This is a genomic window from Chitinophaga sp. YR627 (genome assembly GCF_900114995.1).
GTDB lineage: Bacteria > Bacteroidota > Bacteroidia > Chitinophagales > Chitinophagaceae > Chitinophaga.
The window spans coordinates 611598-636807 of record NZ_FOUX01000005.1; the positions used below are offsets into that span (position 1 = coordinate 611598).

Annotated in this window: 27 protein-coding genes; 12 read left to right on the top strand and 15 right to left on the bottom strand. The window is 45.4% G+C overall.

The annotated features are described in order from the left end of the window. The first annotated feature begins 375 nt into the window (after nucleotides 1-375). Nucleotides 376-936, top strand: coding sequence for a helix-turn-helix domain-containing protein (locus tag BMZ72_RS27565; protein WP_177222951.1), 561 nt, complete (start codon nucleotides 376-378; stop codon nucleotides 934-936). Here the strand turns inward: BMZ72_RS27565 and BMZ72_RS27570 are convergent, their stop codons facing one another. Then, on the bottom strand, nucleotides 937-2088 hold the full coding sequence (locus BMZ72_RS27570; protein WP_089813147.1) for a serine hydrolase domain-containing protein: 1152 nt from the start codon (nucleotides 2086-2088) through the stop codon (nucleotides 937-939). A gap of 135 nt (nucleotides 2089-2223) precedes the next feature. Here BMZ72_RS27570 and BMZ72_RS27575 point away from each other — a divergent pair, with 135 nt between their 5' ends. After that, nucleotides 2224-2415 carry a hypothetical protein gene (locus tag BMZ72_RS27575; RefSeq protein WP_089813149.1) on the top strand — a complete coding sequence of 64 codons (192 nt, stop codon included), beginning with the start codon at nucleotides 2224-2226 and terminating at the stop codon, nucleotides 2413-2415. A 43-nt stretch (nucleotides 2416-2458) separates the two neighbouring features. Here BMZ72_RS27575 and BMZ72_RS27580 read toward each other — a convergent pair whose 3' ends face one another. After that, complete coding sequence (locus tag BMZ72_RS27580) at nucleotides 2459-2944, bottom strand: hypothetical protein (protein ID WP_089813151.1); 486 nt, start codon at nucleotides 2942-2944, stop codon at nucleotides 2459-2461. A gap of 191 nt (nucleotides 2945-3135) precedes the next feature. Beyond that, nucleotides 3136-3513 (bottom strand): VOC family protein, encoded by a 378-nt coding sequence (locus tag BMZ72_RS27585; protein ID WP_089813153.1) that lies wholly within the window; start codon nucleotides 3511-3513, stop codon nucleotides 3136-3138. 103 nt (nucleotides 3514-3616) lie between these two features. On the opposite strand from BMZ72_RS27585, the gene BMZ72_RS27590 reads away from it, so the two are divergent. Further along, nucleotides 3617-4471: a hypothetical protein gene (locus tag BMZ72_RS27590; protein WP_089813155.1), complete on the top strand. Its 855-nt coding sequence runs from the start codon at nucleotides 3617-3619 to the stop codon at nucleotides 4469-4471. A 7-nt stretch (nucleotides 4472-4478) separates the two neighbouring features. On the opposite strand, the gene BMZ72_RS27595 is transcribed toward BMZ72_RS27590, so the two are convergent. The 7 genes from BMZ72_RS27595 to BMZ72_RS27625 form a co-directional block, all read right to left on the bottom strand. Then, a complete protein-coding gene (locus BMZ72_RS27595; protein WP_089813157.1) occupies nucleotides 4479-5237 on the bottom strand; it encodes a LytR/AlgR family response regulator transcription factor in 759 nt (252 codons plus the stop codon). An 11-nt stretch (nucleotides 5238-5248) separates the two neighbouring features. Next, nucleotides 5249-6337 (bottom strand): sensor histidine kinase, encoded by a 1089-nt coding sequence (locus tag BMZ72_RS27600; protein WP_089813159.1) that lies wholly within the window; start codon nucleotides 6335-6337, stop codon nucleotides 5249-5251. A gap of 118 nt (nucleotides 6338-6455) precedes the next feature. Next, nucleotides 6456-7862 carry an efflux transporter outer membrane subunit gene (locus BMZ72_RS27605; RefSeq protein ID WP_089813161.1) on the bottom strand — a complete coding sequence of 469 codons (1407 nt, stop codon included), beginning with the start codon at nucleotides 7860-7862 and terminating at the stop codon, nucleotides 6456-6458. A gap of 9 nt (nucleotides 7863-7871) precedes the next feature. Then, nucleotides 7872-11051: an efflux RND transporter permease subunit gene (locus BMZ72_RS27610; protein WP_089813163.1), complete on the bottom strand. Its 3180-nt coding sequence runs from the start codon at nucleotides 11049-11051 to the stop codon at nucleotides 7872-7874. 22 nt (nucleotides 11052-11073) lie between these two features. Further along, nucleotides 11074-12210, bottom strand: coding sequence for an efflux RND transporter periplasmic adaptor subunit (locus BMZ72_RS27615; RefSeq protein WP_089813165.1), 1137 nt, complete (start codon nucleotides 12208-12210; stop codon nucleotides 11074-11076). Nucleotides 12211-12430: 220 nt separating this feature from the next. Continuing rightward, nucleotides 12431-13081, bottom strand: a complete 651-nt coding sequence (locus BMZ72_RS27620; protein ID WP_089813826.1) for an NAD(P)-dependent oxidoreductase — start codon at nucleotides 13079-13081, stop codon at nucleotides 12431-12433. Between the two features lie 112 nt (nucleotides 13082-13193). Continuing rightward, a complete protein-coding gene (locus tag BMZ72_RS27625) occupies nucleotides 13194-14078 on the bottom strand; it encodes an AraC family transcriptional regulator (protein ID WP_089813167.1) in 885 nt (294 codons plus the stop codon). Nucleotides 14079-14231: 153 nt separating this feature from the next. Here BMZ72_RS27625 and BMZ72_RS27630 point away from each other — a divergent pair, with 153 nt between their 5' ends. After that, nucleotides 14232-14954 carry a type 1 glutamine amidotransferase gene (locus tag BMZ72_RS27630; RefSeq protein WP_089813169.1) on the top strand — a complete coding sequence of 241 codons (723 nt, stop codon included), beginning with the start codon at nucleotides 14232-14234 and terminating at the stop codon, nucleotides 14952-14954. 34 nt (nucleotides 14955-14988) lie between these two features. Here the strand turns inward: BMZ72_RS27630 and BMZ72_RS27635 are convergent, their stop codons facing one another. Further along, complete coding sequence (locus tag BMZ72_RS27635) at nucleotides 14989-15723, bottom strand: YggS family pyridoxal phosphate-dependent enzyme (RefSeq protein WP_089813171.1); 735 nt, start codon at nucleotides 15721-15723, stop codon at nucleotides 14989-14991. Nucleotides 15724-15883: 160 nt separating this feature from the next. Between BMZ72_RS27635 and BMZ72_RS27640 the strand changes: the two genes are divergently transcribed. The 4 genes from BMZ72_RS27640 to arsB are packed head-to-tail and all read left to right on the top strand — an operon-like array spanning nucleotide 15884 to nucleotide 18625. Beyond that, nucleotides 15884-16216 (top strand): ArsR/SmtB family transcription factor, encoded by a 333-nt coding sequence (locus BMZ72_RS27640; RefSeq protein WP_089813173.1) that lies wholly within the window; start codon nucleotides 15884-15886, stop codon nucleotides 16214-16216. A gap of 54 nt (nucleotides 16217-16270) precedes the next feature. Then, nucleotides 16271-17110 (top strand): arsenite methyltransferase, encoded by an 840-nt coding sequence (locus BMZ72_RS27645; RefSeq protein WP_089813175.1) that lies wholly within the window; start codon nucleotides 16271-16273, stop codon nucleotides 17108-17110. A 25-nt stretch (nucleotides 17111-17135) separates the two neighbouring features. After that, the gene (locus tag BMZ72_RS27650) at nucleotides 17136-17552 is read left to right on the top strand and encodes an arsenate reductase ArsC (protein ID WP_089813176.1); all 417 of its coding nucleotides are present in this window, start codon (nucleotides 17136-17138) and stop codon (nucleotides 17550-17552) included. Between the two features lie 2 nt (nucleotides 17553-17554). Beyond that, the gene (gene arsB, locus BMZ72_RS27655) at nucleotides 17555-18625 is read left to right on the top strand and encodes an ACR3 family arsenite efflux transporter (RefSeq protein WP_089813178.1); all 1071 of its coding nucleotides are present in this window, start codon (nucleotides 17555-17557) and stop codon (nucleotides 18623-18625) included. Nucleotides 18626-18663: 38 nt separating this feature from the next. Here the strand turns inward: arsB and BMZ72_RS27660 are convergent, their stop codons facing one another. From BMZ72_RS27660 to BMZ72_RS27670, 3 genes are all read right to left on the bottom strand, one after another. After that, nucleotides 18664-19077 (bottom strand): DUF6010 family protein, encoded by a 414-nt coding sequence (locus tag BMZ72_RS27660; protein ID WP_089813180.1) that lies wholly within the window; start codon nucleotides 19075-19077, stop codon nucleotides 18664-18666. A 103-nt stretch (nucleotides 19078-19180) separates the two neighbouring features. Continuing rightward, nucleotides 19181-19984 carry a class I SAM-dependent methyltransferase gene (locus tag BMZ72_RS27665; RefSeq protein WP_089813182.1) on the bottom strand — a complete coding sequence of 268 codons (804 nt, stop codon included), beginning with the start codon at nucleotides 19982-19984 and terminating at the stop codon, nucleotides 19181-19183. Nucleotides 19985-20050: 66 nt separating this feature from the next. Continuing rightward, on the bottom strand, nucleotides 20051-20809 hold the full coding sequence (locus BMZ72_RS27670) for an SDR family oxidoreductase (protein ID WP_089813184.1): 759 nt from the start codon (nucleotides 20807-20809) through the stop codon (nucleotides 20051-20053). Between the two features lie 384 nt (nucleotides 20810-21193). On the opposite strand from BMZ72_RS27670, the gene BMZ72_RS27675 reads away from it, so the two are divergent. After that, a complete protein-coding gene (locus BMZ72_RS27675; protein WP_089813186.1) occupies nucleotides 21194-21628 on the top strand; it encodes a winged helix-turn-helix transcriptional regulator in 435 nt (144 codons plus the stop codon). A 98-nt stretch (nucleotides 21629-21726) separates the two neighbouring features. Here BMZ72_RS27675 and BMZ72_RS27680 read toward each other — a convergent pair whose 3' ends face one another. Next, nucleotides 21727-22008 (bottom strand): helix-turn-helix domain-containing protein, encoded by a 282-nt coding sequence (locus BMZ72_RS27680; RefSeq protein WP_089813188.1) that lies wholly within the window; start codon nucleotides 22006-22008, stop codon nucleotides 21727-21729. A gap of 282 nt (nucleotides 22009-22290) precedes the next feature. On the opposite strand from BMZ72_RS27680, the gene BMZ72_RS27685 reads away from it, so the two are divergent. From BMZ72_RS27685 to BMZ72_RS27695, 3 genes are all read left to right on the top strand, one after another. Beyond that, on the top strand, nucleotides 22291-22575 hold the full coding sequence (locus BMZ72_RS27685) for a hypothetical protein (RefSeq protein ID WP_089813191.1): 285 nt from the start codon (nucleotides 22291-22293) through the stop codon (nucleotides 22573-22575). A gap of 455 nt (nucleotides 22576-23030) precedes the next feature. Next, nucleotides 23031-24272: an MFS transporter gene (locus BMZ72_RS27690; protein WP_089813193.1), complete on the top strand. Its 1242-nt coding sequence runs from the start codon at nucleotides 23031-23033 to the stop codon at nucleotides 24270-24272. A gap of 2 nt (nucleotides 24273-24274) precedes the next feature. After that, entirely contained in the window at nucleotides 24275-25147 is an 873-nt protein-coding gene (locus tag BMZ72_RS27695) for an AraC family transcriptional regulator (RefSeq protein WP_255373306.1), read from the top strand. Nucleotides 25148-25210: the final 63 nt, after the last annotated feature.

A 25210-nucleotide genomic window follows, 5' to 3' on the forward strand; every position in this document is an offset into this window, starting at 1 on the left:
GCTTTTATATTTTTTGTAAAACTACCACTTATTCTTACAAATGAAACAGTGCTTCCCCCCTTCTGAGGACGAATTGATTTAGTTATTCTGGAACAGTATTCAGGAAAACGTGACTACCCTATTTTTTAATGTCGCTTTAGAGACACACAGTACGTATAATCAATGTTACATGCCACCATCAGATAAATATCCGATCTGATAATAATAAAAAAATTTCCGCCCCGATCCGTCCCGGTTGCAGTTAAATAACGTAACTTAATCACTGTTAATCATTTAACCTGTATGCAACTGGTAGTATTCGCAGCTCTTCACTTTGAGCTAGATGCTTGTCCAGCGGACGACAAGCCCCAAAACACGGCCCCTTTAGAGTTATTAATGCAACTGATACATACAAAACAGGTAGCCGTAGCGCCCGCATCCACATATGAAAATAAGGATGGCACAACACCACCCGTTACCATCAGTCCATCGATGATGCGTTACCTCGATCATGTCACGGAACGCATACAGGGCGGACAACTACCCGGATATGCCTTACAACATGTTGCCATCGAACTGCTGACGGAATATCAGGAAAAACAGGTATCTGCCCTAAGTGCTGAAACTGCACTGGACACAACGATGATGCTGATCAGGAATGAAGTAATGTTGTATCCGAATATTCATGTGCATAGTCTGCGCTCACTCGCCAAAAAACATTTCATCAGCGAAAAATCATTAAGCAGGACCTTTGTAAAAACCTTTGGTATCAAGATCAGCGACTTTATCCTGGAACAGGTGATGCAGCGTGCGAAATATCTGCTGGAGAATACGGATATGACCGTTGCAGATATTGCAGAAGAACTGGGATATAGTAACGATTATAACTTTTCGAGAACGTTTAAGAATATGTATGGCGTTTATCCGGCGATGTTTCGCAGGAAAGCGCCGCTGTGATTACTCTTTTTCTTCCTGCAAAAACCGGCTCAGCTGTTTTCCAAACTGGTACCCCTTATCACAATTCGTAAAATACACATATCCATACTGCGGCTGCATATAAAAGACACAACCCGACTGGAAATCCCCGTTATTACCACCATGCACGTACCGGTTGCCCAGTTTCGTCTTCTGGATACCAATACCCAATCCCCAGGCACTGGTCCCTTCATTGGCATTAAACTCGTGTTTTCGTGGCACGCTGACCTGCTTCTTCAGCATTTCATTATAACTGGCAGCAGACAGGACCTTATGCTGCATCATACCGGTGAGAAAGGCGGCATAACTAAGGGCCTCTGTATGCAGCTTTCCGGCGGAGCCAAATGTAGAAGAGTCTTCATCCGGAAAAGACACCGGCCATTTCTTCAGAGATACCTTTCCACCCTTATGACCGGCCACTTTATGCGTTTTCAGGAAATCATTCCAGGCAAACCAGGCATGCTCCATGCCCAACGGAACTGCTACCTGCACCTGGAAGAGAGAATCCAGATTTTTTAGAGAGAGATGATGTATCTGCGCCATTACTTTTGAGAGATAATAATACCCTTCTCCCGAATAACCAAAAGTACCAGGATTGCTTTTGATGTACATATCCCCTCTTTTGATCTTCAGATGAAGTGCCGTATCGATGGGATCAAACCAGCGCCAGTTAGGAAAACCGGTCGTATGGTCCAGTACCATTCTGGCGGTGACCCACTTATAGCGCCGGTCGTATTCCAGTTCGGGGAATGGCAGGTACTTGTACAGGGGTTTATCAAGATCCAGAAGCCCGTCCTCTACCGTCTTCATCACAAAGAAGGCAAAAAGCGGTTTGGAGAGAGAAGCTGCTTCAAAGATAGACTGATCATCAACCGAGGTACGGGTATCTGTATTGGTAACACCCATTGCTTTGTGATAGACGACCTTACCGTCATTGATAAAGGCGATAGAAAGTCCGGGCATCCCGAGCGTATCCATCTCGCTGACAAGAAAGCTGTCCATCTCCCGGAAAGAAATGACCTTACCTTCAGGCGTGGTAATCTGTTGTGCATGGGAAGGAACGATAAATCCCAACAGAACGAAAAGGGTGAATAAGAATGTATGCCACAGATGGCGTTTAGCGACAGATTTCATATCAGGGACAATTACTAACAGAAAGACAATCAGAAAAGAGAATAGTTGCACGAAACAGGCTGATTTTTAGCTAAATCAGCGACTGGTACTATATTTGCCTATGAATAACAAAGGAAGTATTTAAACACCACTTATATGCGTATTAAAAGATTGTCAGGATTGTTCACACTGTTAGGTTGTCTGTGGATGGGGATAGCCATGAGTTCCTGTACGTACAAGGCTGCTCCGCAGGGTAATCCACATGGATTGCCTCCAGGACAGGCGAAGAAAATTACGGGCTCAAAATCGGCCAAACCTTATGCACCAGGTCAGCAGAAAAAATACTGAAACTAAAAAGGTTGTACCGGGATGACCGGTACAACCTCACACTTTATCTGGGTTTTTCAATCGCATCGTAAACCAGTCCTGCGGCTATCGCATAGACGGCGTGATGCAATACGTCAATACCAATCGTTTTAGGGTCTTCTTCAGTAACAGGCGGCGCAACTTTCAGTCCGGGCAGCATCACCAGGGAAGCGCCCCATATACTGGCAAAATGTGCGAGTGTAGCAGTCCATCCCTTCAGTCCGGTTAGTCCCAGTAAACCTCTCGCGACGCCCCAGGTGGTACCATATGCCCAGTGTATCTCCTGAGAAACCTTCTGTTCTTTCTCCTCAGAAACAGCTTCCACATCCAATACTTTGGAGGCGGCCTCCACAGGTGTATTACTGGGTTGCCGTTTGGTTATTTTCATTTCTATCATCTGAGAGATCGTAATAGCTGCAGTTCCTGCCAGTCCGGCCAGCAGCCCTACTCCGATAGCAGTACCCAACGCAGCGAACGCTGACTCCTGCTTCCTGTGCGAACAGCTTTTCATGACATATCTTTTTAGGGTGATGAAATATACAGACAGATGTAGTAAAGCCATGTGCAATACTATATCATGCCGTATATCGGCGGACTAAAAACATGCCGGGATAAATAGCCGGAGAGAAACACAGCTGATCAGAGAAAGGATGCACCATAACTGGTACATAATGAAGAATGATAGAAACGTATAATGCAGGCTTAGCCCCTGTGCTGGTATACACTCATGATATTGCCCGCGGGGTCTCGGAACTTTGCCGTGAGTTCACCCGGATGTGCACCGACGCCAACCGTAATGACGCCTCCATTGGCAGTGATTTTTTCCAGTATGCTGTCCATATCGTCAATCATGATATGGATAGTCAGCCCTTCGCCGTTATGCGGTGGCAGCCCCTCAATGAAAGTACCGCTGACTTCCATGACACCGTCATCAAAAGCGACAGCGCCATCACCTCTGGTCCTGATGGTCCATCCGAATGTATTTTTGTAAAATTCAGCCGAAGCATTCACATCAATAGCTGGCATCTCTATATAGCAGATCTTTCCGTGGCCCAGGGTGGGGTGCTCAGTATTTGCCATGGTTGTACGGATTATGAATTGTTACCCGAAAGTAGGATTGTTTCGCGTCATTTGTGTAGGTCTCACAGATTTTTTTGAGATATTTGAATAGTAATTGCAGTACATGGTAAAAAAAAGCATATTGTTTGCTATCCTGCTATCCGGCTTTAGTGCGGTTGCACAGACCAGAAAACCACTGACCGAACGCCAACGGCTTGAAATAGTCAAAAAAGAGATAGTAACAGAAGGGACCTTGTTATACCGGAGAGAAATGGCTGCCCTGATAGGTGGACAGATCTTCTGGGGAACGACCTACAAAGACCAGTCATTCGTAGGGGGATATATTACCTATATTAAAAATGACTCCACACGCTGTGTTTTCTACTCTTCCGGAGATAAGCCCCGGGTGATCGGTACTTTTATCCTTGATAAGCAGTCTTCTCCGGAAACGGTTGTTCGCTCCATGGTAGAAAGAGACCTGTCTCCCGCAGAAAAAGAACTGTATACGCTACGCAAACTGACGGAGCATGCCATGCAGACAGATACCGTGTTCAGGTATTTTTCAAATGTCGAATACCATCTGATACCGGTCATTGCCGGCGGAAAAAGAAAAGTATATATGCTGACCAAACCACTGGACCGTGGTACAATGATGCTGGGCAACGACTACCTGTTGACTTTTAGCGCGAAGAATCAGTTAACCGACTGGAAGCAGTTACATAAACATATCAATACTATAAAATTCACTAAAGGAAATATGCTGGATACCGGCTTTACCGGTGGCGCACACTCCCATATCGATGAACCGGATCAGCTGATAACAGCAACGGATATCTGCACATTAATGATGTACAGTATTAATCCCTACTGGAAACAGCATTATGTCATATCTGCACGCTATGTGAATGTATGGGACTTTGAGAAAAAAGAACTGCTGATATATACCCGTGAGGAATGGGAACGGCTATATGGTAATTAAAAGTTCATCACCTGTCCAGCCATTGCTTAAATAACGGCACCTTCTCCCTGCTTATCAGGACCTCTCTATCCAGATCGCGTTTCAACACCACCCGTAGTTTACTGGTAGAATAGGTCTGTATCTTATCAATACTATCCGCATGAATAATATGCTGCCGGTTGACGCGGAAGAATACCTGCGGATCCAGTTGCTCTTCCAGCTCTTCCAGCGTGAGACTGATGGGTAGCTGTGTACGGTCTTTTAAGACAAGATGGGTACCGGCGAGACTGTAATAAATAAAGTCAATATCTGCAACGGGAATCGTCCTGTATTCATCGCGGAACGGGATCATGAAGCGTGTTCTGTAAGTCACTTCCTTTTTGCTGAGCAGGTCCAGGAGATGCTTCATCAGTTCTTCTGTATCAGGTGGCTGCTTCACTGCTTTGACCTTATCGAGTGCCTGCTGCAGGTCATCTCTTTCTACAGGTTTGAGCAGGTAATCAAGGCTATTGACCTTAAAAGCACGCACAGCGTATTCATCATAGGCGGTAACAAAGATCACCGGGCAGGAAAATTTCACTTTGGGGAAGATATCAAAGCTTAGTCCATCGGAAATACGGATATCCATCAGTACCACATCCGGATGCGGATGCGCGTGAAACCAGGCCACGCTTTCTGTAATAGTATCAAGTACAGCGATGACGTCGATATCAGGATCGATATCTATCAGCATTTTCTTCAGACGTGTGATATTTGGTTTTTCATCTTCTATAATGACGACCCTCATAAATAAGCTTTTTAGAAATCAACCAAAGGCAGGCGTACCAGGAATGCAGCTTGTGTATCATCGATCTCTACTTCCTTTTCAAACAGCAGTGCATAACGCTTACGGATGTTTTCGAGTCCGAGTCCTGTGGATGGCAGCGTATGCTGGATCAGTTGAATATTGTTTTTAACGATCAGATCATCTCCTTCATCTGAAATGGTGATGTAGAGTGGTTGTTGTGCGGAGGCGATATTGTGTTTGATCGCATTTTCGATCAACAGTTGTAAGGTGATAGGTGGAATGCCCTTGTCTTTATTTGCATCAGAGACATTCACACTGATATTGACATTACTGCCATGCCGGATATCGATCAGGAAGATGTAGGCGGCGATAAAATTCAGTTCCTGGCTAAGGCTGATCACGTCGCTGTTCAGGTTGGCGATCATATAACGATAGACCCTGGAGAGCTTTTCCAGGAAGGAGGTAGCCAATGCAGGATCTTCTTCTATCAATGCAGAAAGTGTACTGAAATTGTTGAAGAGAAAGTGCGGATCCAGTTGTAGTTTAAGGGACTGTAGCTGGGCCTGCATGGCAGTTTCTTTTAGCTGAGCGGCATCCAGTTGTAACTGTGCGGCTTCAAGCATGGAGTTTTTCCAGCGTTTCAAAAGATAATTTCCTGTATGCACGGCACTGATTAAGATGGAGACAAGACTACACACAACAAAAAACTGCCAGGTATCGACCTTACCGAAAAGCGCTTCCACTTCAGGTGGAGGCGGGAAGAAAAACATGGCGACATAGTCGAATACATTCAGCACAACAAATACAGCCAGCAGCACTACGATGGTCTGGATAATACTACGTTTCAGCGGTTGTTGCTCCCATGGCATCCATCTATCCATCCATCGGGCAGTAGCGAGGCTGACCTCTGCGATCATCCAGGAGATAATGAGTGCGATAAAGAATTCGACCAGTTGTCTGCCGCCAGATAAACGTGAAACATATTCCCAGTATCTGCTGAACGGGTTGATGATGTATGATACGAAAACATATAGCAGGAATCCCAGAGGGATTACGAATGCCCGGTAGTATTTGTCGAAGAATTTATCTTTTTCTGCCATTATGTAGAATTAAGAAATAAGAATTAAAAATTAAGAGTTGCTGCCTTTTCAAATGCCTTAATTCTTAACTTTTAATTCTTAATTCTGAATGAAGGTAGCCATTTTCGGCACAAGCGGCTTATTTCCATCCACCACCAAGCGCGCGGTAGAGGTCGATCGTGGCATTGAGCTGGTCGCGTTTTACGGCTGCCAGGTCCAGTTCACTTTGCAGGGCATTGCTTTGTGCTGTGATCACTTCAAGATAATTGGCCATACCGTTTTGAAACAGCAGGCTGGCGTCGTGTGTAGCAATTTCCAATCTATCGACACGTTGCTGTGTAAAAGTGTACTGCTCTTTCAGCTTGTCCATTTTTGCCAGCGCATCACTCACTTCCTGTACAGCCGTTGTCACAGAGCGCCTAAACTCAATCGCGCTCTTTTCCCATTCGATTTTAGCTGTTTCCCATTCTGTTCTTAATTGCCTGCGTCTGAATACAGGTTGTGTGATGCTGCCGCCTACTGTTTCAAAAAGGCTGCCCGGAATATTTAACCAGTTATCGATCTTAAATGAATTCACCCCTACGCCGGCAGTAATATTAAGCGCAGGATACATTGCTGCCTCTGCCACGCCTGCACGCGCGTTGGCTACTTTTACCGCCATCTCAGCAGCACGGACATCTGGTCTGCGGGACAACAGACTGGCAGGTACACCCGCCGAAAGGGTTGTATCTGCTGTAAGGGCCTGCAGACGGTTCCTGACAATACCACCGGGCATTTCGCCCGTCAGTGTTTTCAGAGCATTCTCCTGTATAGCGATCTGTTGTTCTATTTGCGGAATAAGCGCCAGGGCAACACGGAGCTGGGCTTCGATCTGTTCAACCGCCAGGTTGGTAACCATCCCGGAACTATATTGCAGTCGTACCATACGTAGGGTGCTGTCCGTCAACTGCATGTTTTTGTAAGCAACCTCCTTCTGTGTATCCAGCATCAGGAGGTTATAGTATGCCTGCGCCACATCACTGATCACCTTTGTTCTTACCGCTTTGGAAGCTTCTGTGGATTGCAGGTAGGTTGCCAGTGCGGCTTCCTTCAAACGACTGATCTTTCCCCAGGCCACTACTTCCCAGCTCAGGTTCAGACCAGCGTTGTAGTCATCCATATAACGGGTACCGATGAACTGTTCTGACAGGGAGCCATTCAGACTATTTTTAGATGGCCAGTTACGCGTTCCCTGAACGCTCAGGTTCAGGTCCGGTAATCTACCTAAACGGGCAGATTTAAGGGAAGCACCAGCCGATTCGATATTCTTCAGGGCTACCTGTACATCGAAATTCTTTGCCACGGCGCTATCGATCAATCTCAGCAAGGCGGCGTCTCTGATAAAAGACTGTACCGGCAATGCGGCAATGCTGTTGGTATCAGCAGATGCCTGTCCGCGAAACTGAGCGGGCATCTCTACCGATGGTCTGGAGAACTCCTTCCCTACCTTACAGGATGCTATAGTAGCAATACCCGCAAAACCTATGATATATAAATACTTGTTCATTGTTGACGATTAGTGTTGCATTTGAGTATGGTGCAATAACTTCACCTGATCTGCTGACTGATCTGCAGGTGGTTTACGGGATACCTTTTCCTGTAAATACTGGAATACCACGAAGAGTACCGGAATGATGAATACACCCAGTATAACACCTGTCAGCATACCACCTGCAGTACTGATACTGATGGAGTGGTTACCTTCTGCGGAAGGTCCCTTTACGGTCATCAGCGGCAGCAGACCTGCCACGAATGCCAGGGAAGTCATGATGATGGGTCTTAAGCGCAGTTTTGCGGCTTCTATAGCAGCAGCTACCAGGGTCTTACCTGCCTTTCTGCGTTGTACGGCAAATTCAACGATCAGGATCGCATTCTTGGCCAGGAGACCAATGAGCATGACCAATCCCACCTGTACGTAGATATTGTTGTCAATACCCACTGCACGGATTGCGAGGAATACCCCAAGGATACCTGTCGGAATAGACAACAGTACCGCCAGCGGAAGGATATAACTTTCATACTGCGCTGCCAGCAGGAAGTATACGAAGACGAGGGCCAGTGCGAAGATGATCACCATCTGGTTGCCTGATTGTTTCTCTTCCCGGCTCAGACCTGTCCATTCGAAGCTATAACCGGCAGGCAGTTTACCTGCTGCCAGTTTCTCTACCGCATTGATCGCATCACCGGTACTGTAACCCGGTTTAGGGATCGCATTCACAGCAATAGAATTATACAGGTTGTAACGGTTCATGGTTTCCGGACCATATACTCTTTTCAGTTTGATGATACTGTTCACCGGCACCATTGCTCCCTGATCGTTCTTTACGTACATGCCTTCCAGGCTTTCAGGCGCGCCACGGGTTTCCGGACTAGCCTGTACCATCACACGGTAATATTTTCCGAAGAGATTGAAATCAGACGCCTGACGGCTACCGTAGTTGGTCTGCAGGTTACTCATCAGATCACTGATACTTACACCCAGCTGTTTTGCCTTTACGGCATCCACTTCCAGCTGGTATTGCGGGAAATCGGCGCGGAACATGGTAAATGCAACCGCTATTTCCGGTTGCTGCATCATCTCTCCGATGAACTTATTGGCGGTTTCACTGAATTTATCGATCGATCCACCGGTACGGTCCTGTAACATCAATTCCAGACCATTGAAGGTACCGAAGCCCGGTACGGTCGGGAAAGTGAAGATGTTGAATGTACCTTCCTTGATACTCGCCAGTTTTTCATTAATGACACCTACCAGCATATTGATATCCTGGATCTCTCCGCGTTCCTGGATTGGTTTCAGTTTCATAAAGCCCAGTGCATAAGCAGGGCTGGAACTGTTGCTCAACAGGTTAAAACCCGAGATGGTCGTTGCCGATTCTACCGCCGGAATCGTACGCAGAAGACTATCTGCACGTTTGAGCACATCGGTCGTACGGTCCAGACCAGCACCTGCCGGTAAAGAAAGAGACAACGCCACGAAGCTGGCATCCTCATTTGGAATAAAGCCTTTCGGTGTCGTGTTCATCAGCCATACGGATACACCGGTGATGACAGCAAGCGCGGTCAGTCCGATCCATTTAAAGCGGACCAGTGATTTTACGCCACGGGTATATTTATTGGTTACCGCATTAAAGCCGGTATTGAAGGCTGCAAAGAAGCGTTTACCAAAACCTTTCTTTTCATTGTGGCCATTCGCATGGTTATTCTTCAGGATCAATGCACACAGTGCAGGACTTAAGGTCAATGCGTTAAATGCAGAGATCAGGATGGCGATAGCCAGTGTAAAGGCAAACTGCCGGTAGAATACTCCTGTAGGTCCTTCCATGAAACCTACGGGCAGGAATACCGCTGTCATCACGAGCGTAATAGACACGATCGCACCAGAGATCTCACTCAGGGCAGAAACGGTAGCCGCACGGGCACTCAGGTGTGAGCGTTCCATTTTACCATGCACCGCTTCCACGACGACGATCGCATCATCCACCACGATACCGATGGCCAGTACGAGTGCGAAGAGGGTCAGCATATTGATGGAGAAACCCAGCATCTGCAAAAAGAAAAAGGTACCCACCAGCGACACCGGTACAGCGATGGCAGGTATCAGTGTGGAGCGGAAGTCCTGCAGGAATATGAACACAATCACGAATACCAGGATAAACGCTTCTATGAGGGTATGTTTAACCTGTTCGATAGAGACGTCCAGCTGTTCTTTGGTACTCATGGTGACATGGTACTTAATCCCTTTAGGGAAGCTGGCAGAAGCTTTTTTCATCACCTCTTCCACGGCCAGCTGGATCGCATTGGCGTTGGAGCCGTTAGTCTGGAATACCGCCATGGTGACAGCATCCTTTCCATTCAGTTTATTATCGGTTGTATAGTTAGCTGCACCTAATTCGATACGTGCCAGGTCTTTCAGATAAAGCACTGAACCGTCTGTTCCAGCACGCACCACGATATTTTCAAACTGTTCCTGTTTATTGAACTTACCCGTATAGTTGATCACATAGGATAAAGGCTCATGACTGCCTTCACCGAACTTACCCGGCGCGGCTTCCAGACTCTGATCCTGTATAGCGTTGAGCACTTCGGTGGAAGTAACGTTATGTGCGGACAACTGAGCAGGGTCCAGCCAGATACGCATGGAGTAGTCTTTGGCGCCGAAGATCTGCACCTGCCCTACACCGGGAATACGTTTCAGTTCCGGGACTACGTTGATCTTTGTATAGTTCTGCAGGAAGGTTTCGTTATAAGTCGCCTTGTTTTCACTAAACAGATCGAGTACCATGATCATACCGTTCTGTTGCTTCGTCGTAGCAACACCTGCCTGTACGACTTCTGCCGGCAGCTGACTGGTAACCTGCGCTACACGGTTCTGTACGTTTACCGCCGCCTGATCCGGATCGGTACCCAGTTTAAAGAATACGGAGATCGTAGCAGTACCGTCATTACTGGCGGTGGACTGTATATACGTCATATTTTCCACACCATTCACCGCTTCTTCGATGGGCGTTACCACAGAACGTAATACAGTGGCGGCATTACCGCCAGGGAACGTAGCAGTGACCACTACGCTGGGTGGAGCGATATCGGGGAACTGTGTTACCGGCAGGCGGCTCAGTCCCACGAGTCCTAATATTACGAGGATGACCGACAATACTGTAGCCAGTACGGGTCGCTGAATGATTTTATTAAGCATATATGATGAGGCTTATGACTTGTTATTTCTTTGCGGCAGGTTTGATCACAGCACCTTCGGTGATGGTTTCCATGCCTGCAGTTACGATCCTGTCTCCTGTTTTCACACCGTCTACCACGATGAACTGGTCCTTGCTGGTACCCGCGGTAACAATAGGTTGTCTTTTCACCGTATTGCTGTCGGTAAGCTGGTATACGAACAGTTTATCCTGCATCTCCATCGTGGCGGATTGTGGTATCAGTACAACACCGGCATTGAGTTGCTCGATGCGCACCTTGCCGGTATTACCCGATCTCAGTACACTGGCAGGATTAGGGAAAGTGGCACGGAGACTGATAGCGGCGGTCGTTCTGTTAAACTGTCCGTCTACCATTTCAATCCGGCCATTCTCTGAGAAATCATCCCCATTAGACAATACCAGCGTCACCGGACGCATACGCAGCAGCTGTTGCTGCAAAGTAGAACCGGCAGCACCTTTACTAAAGCGGATGAAATCATTCTCACTCATAGAGAAATAAGCATAGATCTTACTGATATCAGAAAGGGTGGTCAGTGGAGCCGCATCTGAGCTATTCACCAGGTTCCCTACCCTTTTGGGGATTCTGCCTATATAACCACTTACAGGCGCTTTAATGAGAGTAAAACCCATATTGACCTGTGCAGCAGCTACGGCAGCTTTGGCTTGTGCCACATTGGCGCTGGCCGTCTGCAGGTTGGTCTGAGCGGTCTTCAGCTGTATATCAGACACCACTTTATTGTCTGCCAGTGGCTTCATTTTATCTACCTCGAGTGCCGCATTGGCTTCTGCGGACTGCATCGCACGCAGGGAAGCCTGATCTTTTTCCAGCTGTGCCTGATAGGACCTGTCATTGATCTTAAACAGTGGCTGACCTGCCGTCACGAAACTGCCTTCTTCTACGAATACTTTTTCCAGATATCCCTCTACCTGTGTGCGTACGTCGACGTTTTCCCTTCCTTCCAGGTTAGCGGCATATTCGCGGGAGGTGAGCGCCGTGGTGGTATCGAGTGTCAATACCGGCAATTCGGGAACGGGCATTGATTGAGCTGCGCCTTCATTTGCTTTACCGGACTGACAGGCATTCAGGACGATCCATGTCATGAAAGAGGCCAGTAGTGCCGGCATTCTATTGTTACTCATGTTCTTGATTAAGGCAGGTTTTTTCAGGTTGCCGGAGCGAAGGTCGGGGGATGGGGGGAGCCGTAAGAGGAGAAGTGAATGAAGTGGAAAAAATAGAGAATGAAACGGAAAAAGAATTAGGAATTAGGAGTAATTATTTTCATCTAAATAAAAAAAGAGCATTTCATTATTGAAACGCTCTTTCATATAATTCTTAATTGTTAATTCCTAATTGAATTGCCTAGTATCCTATGGTGAAACGGGTCCTGTGATGTGCAGGCGTTTCCAGTTCGTTGATCATCGCCACTGCATAATCCTCCACAGAAATATTACTTTCTCCTTTAGCATCTACGATCAGATCATCTTTTCCTAATCTGTAATTAGCCGTACGCTGACCAGGAGCGATGTTACCGGCCGGAGAGAAGAATGCCCAGTCCAGGGATGCTTCAGCTTTTAACTGGTTGTGATATACCTCAGCGAGGCCTTTTACACCTGGCATGATTGCTTCAGGCAATACGCCTGTATCAATAACGGTTACACCTGGTTTCACGAAAAGTGAGCCAGCACCACCTACTACCAGCAAACGCGGTACACCGGCATTCTTTACGGCTGCGATGATAGATTTGTAGCCATTTAAAGTGTCGTTGTAAATATCAGGATTTGCCCATCCCGGGTTATAGGAACTGATCACTGCATCTGCACCTTTGATAATATCGGTCAGTGCGGCGGAGTTCTGTACATCAGCGGCAACGACTTCCAGTTGATCATTCTTCACGGTTACTTTTTCAGGGTGACGTACAATTGCTTTCACCTGATGGCCTCTTGAGAGGGCCTCGTTCAATATAGCTGAGCCTACAAATCCACTGGCTCCGATTAATATGATATTTGCCATTTCTAAGGTTTTTGTGATACAAAGATCCTGATACTCCAGCATTGGGGAAAGGTAAATTTAAGCCTTTCGATGATACTTTTCCGACGGGGCATGCACAGCAGAGACAGGTTACCTATACTGTCGTCAGTTTCTCTCTGAACTCAACAGGGGTATGCTGACTGTGTTTGCGGAAATACTTGATGAAGTTTGTCGGTTCCAGGAAGCCCAGCTGATAAGCGATCTCTTTGATCGTATCAGTAGAGTGTACAAGCAGTCTTTTTGCTTCCAGCAGGATGCGGTCATCTATCATCTGTTTGGATGTTTTTCCCAATATCCGGTAAGTGGCCTGATTCAGGCGTTTCTCGGTCACGCTTAGTTCTCCGGCATAAAAACTGACCTGTTTGTGTACACGGAAGTGTGTTTCCAGCAGATCGCGGAATAGCAGTATATAATCCAGATCAGGTCCTTTTTTGATCTCTTTGAAGTCCTGCGTACGCCTTTCCCTTTCTGCGTGCAAAAGGAAGTTATGTAAGAGGTTTTTGAGGATCTTTCCCTGGTAGGGATCAGCTGCTTTCTTTACCTCTGTTTCCATCAGCTCAAACATGGCACTGAAAACGGAAACCCTGGCAGGTAATCTGATGGCAGATACACCAAAGAGGTCATTGAAAAGGATAGATTCTTTCAGGAGGCGAACATCCCCTTCCGTAGAACCAAAGAATGCATCGGTAAAGAGGATACCTTTTCCTTTTACATCGGCGGCATTATCGTAGAAGTGGACAATGTCTTTATTGAGGAAGAGCAGCATGTTATCTTCTATAGGTACCGGTTCAAAGTCAACCATATGATCGAAACCGCCTTTCTTATACCAGAGAATGTGATAGAAGGAAGCACGATGTGGTGTAGTCAGGACTATTTTATTTTGCTGGTAAAGATCTCCGAGGGAGATCAGTTCAAACTCCACCGGCAATCCTTCCTTGAACTGGTAACTGGCGATATCTGTATTGACTTGACGGCTCATGCTGTGCTATTGTGCTGGCAATCTCGGTAGTTTTAGGGAGATAACAAAGTGTGGATAAACCCACTGGACCAGTTCTTTTTATGCGATCTGTACCAGCGTGGACAATTAACCGGGTGTTAGTTTTACGGATCACTTATCTGAAATATCAACAACATGCACATACACTTTGTGATCCATGAAGTATTTGAAGGGCCGGGGGCTTTTATCGACTGGGCAAAGAACAGGGGACATTCGATCGGCTATTCCAGTGTTTATGCCGGAGAAGCCCTCCCTGATAATATAGACAGGATCGATCTGTTGGTGGTGATGGGCGGACCACAGCGTCCTAATACGACAACATTGGAATGTCCTTATTTTGATGCGGAAGCAGAGATGACATTGATCAGGGATTGTATCCATGCCGGGAAAGCTGTGGTAGGTGTTTGTCTGGGTGCGCAGCTGATTGGACAGGCATTGGGCGCGGGCGTTGAGCAGAGTCCGCAGAAAGAGATCGGTGTATTTCCTATTCAGTTAACAGCAGCTGGCAAACACAATAGTAAGTTTGCACATATACCAGCAGGTTGTGAAGTCGGGCACTGGCACAATGATATGCCGGGACTGACGACTGACAGCAAAGTACTGGCCTATAGCGATGGTTGTCCGCGACAGATAGTAGAATATATGGAGCTTGTATATGGCTTACAATGTCATATGGAATTTAATACCGCGCTGGTAGAATTACTGATCAGACATTCCGGAGAGGAGTTATTGAATAAAGGACGGCATCTTTTTGTACAGGATGCTGATACGCTGCGGGCCTACGATTTCACAGCAATGAATAAACAACTATTCACTTTCCTGGATGTCTTAACAAGTGTATATAGAAATCGACAATAGTTCTTCTCACGACAGCCGGCTTTGTTCCGGCTGTTTATTTTTCTGCTTCGCTTTCATTCCAGATCTCTTTTCCAACCACACGATTCCCAAAGACAGCCGTACCTACGCGAATGATATCCGCGCCCTCCGCTATCGCCATTTCGAGGTCCTGGGACATACCCATTGATAATTTGAACTGATCACTATTTTCAATACCAGTTGCGATAAGCTGTTCTCTGGTCTGACGGAGGAGTGTCAGCGATGGGCGCATTTTTTCTTTATCAACATCGAGGAGACCTATGGTCATCAGACCTTTTATCTGTAATGTATCCAGTGATTTGAGTTGCCGGATAAAACCGGCTACTTCAGCAGGCTGAAGCCCGAATTTGCTATCCTCATAGGAGGTGTTTACCTGGATAAAAACATCAAGGCTCCTTCCCTCCTGTTGCAAGCGTCTATCCAGTTCCCCGGCGATAGAAAGTCTGTCGAGGGATTGCACACAGGAAACGTATTTCAGTACATCTTTTACCTTGTTATGCTGCAGGTGACCGATAAAGTGTCTTTCAACAGAAAGATCAGCAAGGGCGTCGTGTTTATCCCGGAACTCCTGTACTTTATTCTCTCCTATGAGGTTTTCTCCTGCTTCGATCGCCATGCGGATATATGCAGCAGGGACTGTTTTAGTAGCCAGTAAGAGTCGGATATCGGCGGAATTCCTCCCGGATTGTTCACAAGCCAATGCAATGCGTTTGTGAACAGTATGAAGGTTATGAATGATGATTTCTTTCATGGCTTGCTTTTAAATCAAAGATCAAAAGTAGGATGAGTTGAAAAATGCCGGCTGATCCAGGTTGGAGATTTGTATATGGTCCAGAGAGTCTGAAATTTTAAAAATATTTTCAGGAAAGGTTTGGCATTTTAATTAATCATCGTAATATTGCGATAACGATATGGGAGCAACAAAGACAACTTTATTCACGAAGGAGCAGAATGAAATCGCCAATATGGCAAAGGCGCTGGCACATCCGGCCCGCATAGCCATATTACAGTATCTTGTGAAGAAGAACTCCTGTGTTTGTGGAGATCTGGTGGAGGAATTGGGATTAGCCCAGGCTACGACTTCCCAGCATTTAAAGGAACTGAAGCTGGCAGGGATTATACAGGGGAATATAGAGGGTGCCAGTGTTTGTTATTGTATCAATCCGATGGTATGGAAGGAGTATAAAGCACTGTTTAATAGCTTCTTCGGTGATGTTACACTGGATGGCGGGAAATGCTGTTGATTTTTTTTGCCTTAATTCATCGCAATATTGCAATAATACAATCATTTAATTATTATGTCTACTGAACAGGAAAAGAAGGACCTGGTAAGGCAGAAGTATAGCGAGATTGCCTTACAGGATAAAGCAGACAACCAGGCATCCTGTTGTGGTGCCGGCGCTTGTTCAACTGAGGTCTACAACATCATGAGCGATGACTACACTGCTCTTGAGGGCTATAATGCCCATGCGGACCTTGGCCTGGGTTGTGGCCTGCCTACACAGTTCGCGCAGATAAAAACCGGGGATACGGTCATTGATCTGGGGAGTGGCGCCGGGAATGACTGTTTTATTGCACGCCATGAAACAGGAGAAAGCGGGAAGGTGATCGGTATTGACTTCACCCCTGCCATGATTGAGCTGGCCAGAATCAATGCAGAGAAAACAGGTTACAACAACGTTGAATTCAGACAGGGTGATATTGAAAAGATGCCGGTAACGGCAGATGTCGCGGATGTAGTGGTGAGCAATTGTGTACTTAACCTGGTGCCCAATAAAGAGAATGTATTCAAAGAGATCTTCCGTGTATTAAAACCAGGAGGACATTTCAGCATCTCTGACATTGTGCTGGAAGGCGCCTTGCCTACCGGTATTCAGCAAGCGGCCGAAATGTATGCAGGCTGCGTATCAGGCGCTATACAAAAAGAAACGTATCTGCAACTGATCAGTAGTAATCAGTTCACCAATATAACGATACAAAAAGAAAAGGCCATCTTCATACCGGATGATATACTATCTGCTTATCTCTCTTCCGGCGAAATAGACCAGTTCAGGAAAAGTAACACAGGCATCTACAGCATCACAGTATACGCAGAGAAACCAGCAGCAGCCTGTTGCGCACCTGGTTGTTGCGATTAATCATTTTACCTGCAATTAAACATATATGAAGAAAATTCTGGTGCTCTGTACCGGCAACAGCTGCCGTAGTCAGTTAGCGGAAGGCTATCTGAGACATTTTGCAAAAAACAAAGCAGCAATCTATAGTGCCGGTGTGGAAACACATGGCGTCAATCCCCGTGCTATCGCTACGATGCAGGAAGACGGGATAGATATTTCGGGGCATACTTCGAATAACATGGACGAATACAGGGACATTGATTTTGACTATGTGATAACCGTCTGTGATAATGCAAAGGAACGGTGTCCTTATTTCCCGGCTAAAGCGCTCAGGCTTCATCATAACTTCCCGGACCCGGCAAAAGCTACCGGTAGCGAAGAAGCCATTATGGAGCAATTCAGACAGGTACGCGAACAAATAAAGCAATATTGCAGTGATTTCATTCAGCAACATATTTCCTGATCATGTCTGCAAATAATTGTTATCCTGTGTATGAGAGAAAGCGGCTTGGTTTCACGGACCGCTTTCTTACTTTATGGATCTTCCTGGCCATGGGCATAGGTGTAGGTATAGGCTATTTTATTCCCGGAACAGACACATTTATACATTCTTTCTCTTCAGGGACCACCAATATTCCTTTGGCGGCAGGACTTATCCTGATGATGTATCCACCGCTTGCCAAAGTAAAATATGAGCAGATAGGAAAAGTGTTTGGGAATATCAGGATACTGGGCGTTTCGCTGTTACTCAACTGGGTGGTAGGCCCGATATTAATGTTTACACTGGCGCTCTTATTCCTGCATAATTATCCGGAGTATATGACGGGGCTCATCCTGATTGGGCTGGCGCGTTGTATTGCCATGGTCATTGTATGGAATGAGCTTGCGGATGGAAGCCGGGAATATGCCGCGGGGCTTGTTGCCCTGAACAGTATTTTCCAAATATTACTATACAGTGTATATGCCTATTTATTTCTGACTATATTACCGCCCCTATTCGGATATCAGGGGTTGGCGGTCCACATCACTATCGGACAGATAGCGGAGAGTGTAGCTATTTATCTGGGTATTCCCTTTGCAGCTGGTATTATCAGCAGATACCTGCTTTTACAGTTAAAAGGAGAAGCGTGGTATCAAGACCAATTTATACCGGCGATCTCCCCCATTACCCTGATTGCCTTACTTTTTACCATCATCGTGATGTTCAGTCTTAAAGGCGCACTGATTGTACAGATACCTGGCGATGTAGTACGTATTGCAATCCCACTGACCATCTATTTTGCTATCATGTTCCTGGTCAGCTTTTTTGCCGGAAAATTCATGGGGGCTGATTATTCAGAAAATGCGGCCATCTCATTCACAGCAACAGGGAATAACTTTGAGTTAGCGATAGCGGTTGCTATTGGTGTATTTGGTATCCATTCAGGACAGGCGTTTGCCGGTGTAATCGGTCCGCTGGTAGAGGTACCCGCATTGATCGCACTTGTGAATGTTGCATTCAGACTACGAAAGAGGTATTATCCGGGCTATTTGTGAAAGACGTTTCAGATAAGAAAATAATGACAAAAGGAGAGCTACACGGCTCTCCTTCGTTTTAGTACTTCGAAGATTGACGGCGCTCCGAAATACAACCAGATAGCCAATACAGGGTCACAGATAGCGCAACCCAGTGAAGAAGTCGGCGCCATAGGAATAATCGGCTGTCCATACAGGTGATGGAGAATGTCATATATGGTATGCACTATCCAACCGGCAGCCAGGAACTTATAGTTTTTGAGTCCTTTAAAAGCGAGATAGCCCATGATAATCCCCAACGGGAATTCATAAAATCCTAATCCCCCACTCCAGTATACAGCGCCTGCGCCGGCAATAGCCAACGCATTTATAATTTGTCTGTTGGGCTCTTTCACCAGCGACATAATGCTGATGCAGAGCAATGCAATGCTGACTGGCCCGATAGCCGTTGTGAGTATCGATACGATGTTCATCCTGATATTGTTTTAACAGGACGAAGTTGACGATTGAGGAAAGATATTTTCAGGATAGATCGATCAATAATCAGGACGTTTCGATTATATCAGGATACAATCTTTATTTTACTACTTCAAATACCCAGGCCTGCGAGGTTGTTTTAAACGGAGCGTCTCCCAGTGTCCATGAAAACTCAGCAGCAACATCATCTTCTATCTGGCTTATCAGCGCAGGATCTGTCTGACTCATCGCGGATAGTGCCGGAAGTCCCTGTATAAATCCTTTAGCAGCCAGTGCTGCATTTTCCAGCACTCCTGTTTGTTGTACCAGCGTAGCTGTAACGACTGAAAATCCTGTCTGTTTTAACAAAGCTGTGGTTGTATGTTCTGCTGACAACGCGAATGGACCGGGATCTCTGAGCATTGGATTCTGACCAGTGTGATGAGCGATGATCCTACCACATATATCCCACGCCGGATTATCTTTGATATCAGCCCATACAGTAAACACGAAACGACCACCCTTTTTAAGCACGCGATGGATCTCGCTTAATGCCTTTTGTTTATCAGGTACCAGCATGAGTCCGAACTGACAGACGATCAGATCATAGCTATTTTCTGCATAAGGAATGGCTGTCATATCAACTTCTTCCCATGAAACATCAGTGCTGTTGACCCTTTCCTTTGCAATAGCTAACATGTCTTCCTGCAGATCCGTACCAGTCAGTTGCGTCCCTGTTGGCATGTGCTGCACAATTTGTTGTGTCATGCTACCCGTGCCACTGGCAAGTTCTAATATCTTTTGCACATTGTTATAGTTGATCCGCTGGGCCAGGTCTACTGAAAAGTGATCAAACAACAGTGGGGTGAGTATATCCTGATAGTGCCTGGGAATACTTCCGTTAAAGGAAATTGGCTTACTCATATCTTCGGTTTTTAATGATATAAAACCTCCCGGGAAAGTCTCCCGGGAAGTGTGGAGACAGGGAGGTTATGCTTTCCCCTGGGGTTGATTCAATGCGGATACAGCATTTTCAGAACCAGCAAAGAATGCCTGGTAGAACTGGTCGGCTTTACCTATGCGGATTTCGAAAGTATCGTTTTTAAGACCTTGTAATAATGCCTCTGCCACTTCTTCTGCAGGGATACCATTGGTAGCGCTGCCAATCGCTCTTGAGAACTCGGTATTCACTAATGGCGGTACCAGGTCAAACACTTTAATGCCGGTTCCTTTTGTTTCAAATGTGAAACGTAATGCCTGTGTATATGCACGCAATGCTGCTTTACTAGCCGAATGCGTAGGCATATGAATGCTTGGGGTTAAGCCGATGATGGCATTCACATTAACGATAGCAGCATCCTGTTGTTTTTCAAGCACTGGCAGCAGCTTTTCTGTAAGATGAACAACTGCCAGATAGTTAGTCGCTACTTCGTCTTTCGCTTTCTCATATGCACCTGCGTTCACACCCATCTGATAAACATTGGTAGTGGCTGCGTTGTTTACAAGTATATCTAAACCAGGGTGAGTTGATTTGATATAAGTTACCAGACGGTCCAGATCCTGTTCATTAGCGACATCTGCCGCGAAATAGTCTGTATTTTTCAAACTGGCAGCAGCTTCTTTCAGTTTCGCTTCATTCCTGCCTGTGATGATCACTTTGTTACCATTTTCGCTGAATAATTTTGCGATCTGAAATCCGATACCTGATGCTCCGCCGGTAACCAGCAGTGTTTTACCTGTAGTGTTCATTGTTTTTGTTTTTATGTATTAAGAATGTTGTTTAATAAGTCAGTATACGACACGACCTGTCATTATACCAATCGGTATATTTTAAGTCAAAAAATTAACCCATAGCATGGGCCGGACACCTACTTATGTAGTGATCAATTGTTTTTGTTTCTCTTAAAAGTTAGACTTCCTTAAAGCGATTGCAAATTGCAACTGCTTGCAAATATACATCAGTCTTTCAAATAACAAAAAAAATCTTACGCCATTGAAAATGAACAGCTATAGTTGTTAAGATGCAGAAATTGCGAAACGGGAGATGTTTGTATATTTGCAACTGCTTGTAAATTGCAACTACATTATCAAGAGGTTTGGCTTTATAAGCCAAGAAAAATAAGAATAGCAAAAATGGAACCGCATAGATCATTTTGTCCGGTAAACCTCATGGTGGAGGTTGTAGGCGATAAGTGGAGCTTATTAGTCCTAAGAGACATGATATTTTACAATAGACGTCACTTTAATGAATTACTCCGTTTGTCAGAAGAGAAAATTGCCTCAAACATTTTAAGGGACAGGCTGGCCATGCTGGAGAAAGAAGGGATGGTCACCAAAGCAAAAGCACCCGAAGAAACGCATAAGCAAAAGGTAACTTATAGCCTTACAGAAAAGAGCATCGATCTGTTGCCTATAATAATGGAAATTATCGCCTGGAGCGCTAAATATGAGCCGGTAGACAGGGAACGGTATAAGACAGCACTGGACTTGCGGGCAAGTGGTCCTGAGGGCCTTGCAGCTTTTCGCAGGAAGCTGTTACATGAACATGTGGACGTGAATAAAGCTTAAGTTGATCATACACGGAGAAATGTTGCACCATTTCTCCTTCTGCAATGGGATCGCTTTACAATTGCTTATCTTGCTATAGTACATAACCATAGTACATTTTACTCGAATCCCTCTGAAAAGAACTCTTTCGGACTAATTCCTAATCCATCGATAATTTTCAGCAGTGTTCTCATTCTGATATCATCAAATGCCCCTGACTCGTACTTTGACATACCAGCGCGGGAAATTTCAATATCATAAGCGAATAACTCATAAGAGCTAAATCCCTGCTGTTTACGCAAAGCTTTAATTCTTTTGCTTAATTTCTCTATGAAATCGTCATGATCAAAATGCCCTAACGTAGCCTTCTTTCGTTCCTCTCTGCGTTTATTTTTAGCCATTCTGCAATTAATATAATATCCATATTTTAAATAACCCTATTTATTAAGGTATAAATAAATATGTCTATTATAATAGACTATTTAGAATGTTTATACTTATCTTTGCCATCCATCATGCACTTTGGGCGATAGCTCAGAGGATATACGCGTTTCCTGCATTTTAAGCCAGGAAATATGAATCATTCCTTTATTGCCGGTATATACAAGAAAATCGGAGATCAGCGATGAAAATCGCCCCAAAAGGCATTAAAAAGACTAGACAAAAATTAAAGACCCAATGATATGCAAAACAATCAGGCAAAGTCCAAAACCAACCAATCATCGCTTAATGTACTCAATGATCTTCATGCAATAATGACACATCTCCCCATCGTACTCCGCGACAGGATCTGTGAAGAATGCAACTGGAGCATTCCCACCTATTATCGCAAATGCAGGGCGGGTGTAAAAGGAGAAAAAGCATACAGCAAAGCGGAGGAACAGATGATCGTGAAAGTTTATATGGAAACCCTAAAAGGAGCTTTTGATCATATAGACAAGTATAAGAATATCCAGCCGGCCAGTTAAAAACCAACGCGTTCTTTACTCTGTATCTGGCTCCCGCTTTTTTATTCACATTGCCAGATGCAGTGCCCTATTACCCGTCCCCTGTTCCGGCAGCGGACGGGTGATCCTTTTATAAAGGTGTAAACCTATATCAGGCACATACCGCAAACAGACAGATAAGATCTGCCATACAGGAGAAACCCGAAACATACTTCATACACGAAGTACACATGCTTTATCCATGCTTTATATACGGAGTATCTCACTACGTATGTGCAGTTTTGCACATCCCCCGCCATATAAACATACACTAACGATGATACCAATATTCCCCTTATTTAAAAACCTTATCATACCTCTCCCAGCTGATAGATATTATAGATAGACAGGTCTACCTATTACTCTCAATATTTATTTACTTTCGCGCCATCAAAGGGAAACGCAAAGAACCAGTTGTATCAGTAAACTACGTTTAGATGAATCAGGAGAAAACGAGATTACATTCCGGTATCATTCCTTTGATGGCTATTTCCGGAGGTGTTATGATAGCAAACATCTATTATAACCAGCCAATTCTTAAAGAGATCGGTGTTTCTGTTAACACCAGCGAGGCTGCTATAGGCAAAATCGCAATGCTTTCACAGCTGGGATTTGGTCTCGGCATGTTTTTCCTGCTTCCGCTGGGTGACAAGCTAAAGCGCAAGAACCTTATTATCTTTCTTGCTGCATGCCTTGCGCTGACCCTGACAGGATTTACATTTGCCAGTACTCCTGCCCAGGTGTATGTCCTCAGCTTTTTCATTGGTCTGTTTTCCACGCCTGCGCAGATCATCTTACCCATGGCAGCTACCTTAGACAGCACCAACCGCGGAAAAACGGTAGGCAGGGTCTTTAGTGGTATCCTGGTAGGCATTCTGGGCGCCAGGGTATTGAGCGGGTTAATATCCGAGTGGCTGGGGTGGCGGTATGTTTATGGCATTTCCGCAATGATGGTAAGCATTGTCGCTATTTTATTAAAGCTTTTTCTGCCGGATGTAGCACCTAAGTTTAAAGGCAACTACTTTAAACTACTACAATCCACCTTATCGCTTATCAGAGAGTACAGGCTTTTAAGACAGGCTGCCCTACTGGGCTCCCTTACATTTGGCGTCTTTTGTTCTTTCTGGACTACGCTCACATTCCACCTTGTATCTGCACCATTGCATTATTCACCGGGAACTATTGGCAGTTTTGGTCTCATCGCCATAGGCGGAGCGCTCGTTGCACCGTATTTTGGCAAACTGGCTGACAAGGGAAATATATACAAATCTTTGCTGATCACAGTCGGACTTGTTATTGGCAGTGTTATACTGATCAAGATCTTCCCCTATTCTTTCGTGGCACTGATCGTCTGTATCTTTTTCCTGGACATTGGCGTACAGGCCACACAGATCACCAATTTCGCCCGGATCTATAGTCTGCATGAACATGCACACAGCCGCTTAAACACCATTTACATGACCACCTATTTCATCGGTGCTGCCATAGGCACTTATTTTGGGCTGCTTTCATGGAAGACCGGCGGATGGAGTCTGTCCACCTGGCAGATGTTACTATGGGGAACCGGCGCATTATCCGTAGTTATTATTTCAGAAAGGGTGAATGCGAAACACCTTAAGCATTCAGCTGCAGCAGCCGAAAGCAGGGATTTTTCCCCGCCAAATGTCGTAAATTCATAATGATGGATGATATAAAAACCTTTTCACTTTCCAGACATAGCCGATTATTCTCTGTTCCTGACACGAGCAGAGAATATCTGTTTGTCAGATCAGGTCAGCATCCATACCACGAAGAACCTTACCGGGCAGAAAGTTATGCGATCGTATTTATAAAGGAAGGCGGTGTAAAACTCAATACAGGACTTGTGTCGTGGGATGTGCAGGCACCATCCATTATTACGCTTGGGCCTTCGGTCGTCCGTTTCTTCACGAAAAGCAGCGACCAGTTGAATATGGACGTTATCTTCTTTAAAGATACTTTTCAACTGGAGAATCATGCCGACGTCTTTTTTCTATCCAGGTATGAATTTTTCGATAACAATGATCTGCACGTACTGCCGCTGAAAGAACCGTATGTCGCCAAGTTCAGTAAGATCTATGAGCTGCTGGAGATGGCGCAGGACGCCAACAGTTATGCCCAGCGTCTGATCATCCGCAGTTACATCTTTGCCCTTATATTTGAAATTGATGCTTATCGCCGGTTGTATACTTCGAATGTACCAGCTTCGCAGGAACCAGATCCACTGTTCACAAAGTTCAAGCAGTTGCTCAGGCGTCATTATATTCAGGAGCACAAACTTGACTTTTATGCCCGCGAGCTTCATTTGACGCCCAAGTCACTTTCAGCAGCTATCAAAAAGCAATCCGGGCAATCCGCCGGAAAATGGATTGATGACGCCATCGCTCTTGAAGCAAAAGTATTACTCCAGAATAAAACCCTTACTGTTGCACAGGTCAGCAATATGCTGAACTTCTCAGAGCAGTCTGTCTTCGGAAAGTTCTTCCGCACCAATACCGGTATGTCTCCTATTGAATACCGTAAAAAGTTCAACTAAAAGCCACCCCTACATCAGCGAAACTGTCCACATCAGCCATTTCGACGAACATTGAGGCATTTC